The organism is Rhizobacter sp. P2_H2, from assembly GCF_056403375.1.
Genome location: NZ_JBFUFP010001658.1, coordinates 1 through 768 on the forward strand (window position 1 = coordinate 1; position 768 = coordinate 768).

The 768-nt window shown below is 70.4% G+C and carries 1 protein-coding gene; it reads left to right on the forward strand.

All coding sequences use genetic code 11. The features are described 5' to 3' along the window. Positions 1 to 9: 9 nt before the first annotated feature. A partial coding sequence (locus AC1D15_RS35430) for a cyclic di-GMP phosphodiesterase (protein ID WP_477829771.1) occupies positions 10 to 768 on the forward strand: 759 nt, incomplete at its 3' end.

The following is a 768-nucleotide window of genomic DNA, read 5'->3' on the forward strand; positions in this document are numbered from 1 at the left end:
GTCCAGGAACTGCGCGTCGGGATGTTCGTTCATCTCGACGTGGGGTGGATGGCGCACCCGTTCCCGCTCAGCAGCTTCAAGCTGACGACGCCGGACCAGATCGCGACGATCCGCAGCCTCGGGCTGCCGCGCGTGCGCTGGAGCCCGGACAAGAGCGACCCGCCGCCGGCCGCCACGCCACTGGGCGAGTCGCCGGCCGCGCAGGCACCCGCTGTGGCGCCGGCCGCGCCCGCCGAATCCCCCGAAGTCGCCGAACGCCGCCGCCTGCGCGAGGCGCTGGCGGCCGAGCGCGCATCGCTGGCCGTCTGCGAGCGCCAGTTCGCCGAGGCCACCAAGGCCTGCCGCATGACGCTCGAGCTGGTGCTGACCAAGCCGCAGCAGGCCCGCGAGAACACCGAGGCGCTGAGCCGCGCCTTCGTCGACAAGATGCTGGCGGCGCAAGACCTGTGCATCCGCCTGTTGAGCGACGGCATCGGCGACAAGGCCTCGATGCATTCGGTCAACGTGGCCGTGATCTCGCTGCTGATGGGCAAGACCTTCGGGCTGTCGCAGGCCGAGATGATGGACCTGGGCGTCGGCGCGATGCTGCACGACATCGGCAAGATCGAGCTGCCCGACCGCGTGCGCCACCGCGAAGAGCATTTCACGACCGCCGAGACGCAGTTCTACCAGGAGCACGTGACGCACGGCGTCGCGCTGGCCAAGAAGATGGACCTGCAGCCGGGCGCCACGCTCGTCATCGCGCAGCACCACGAGCATGCCGACGGC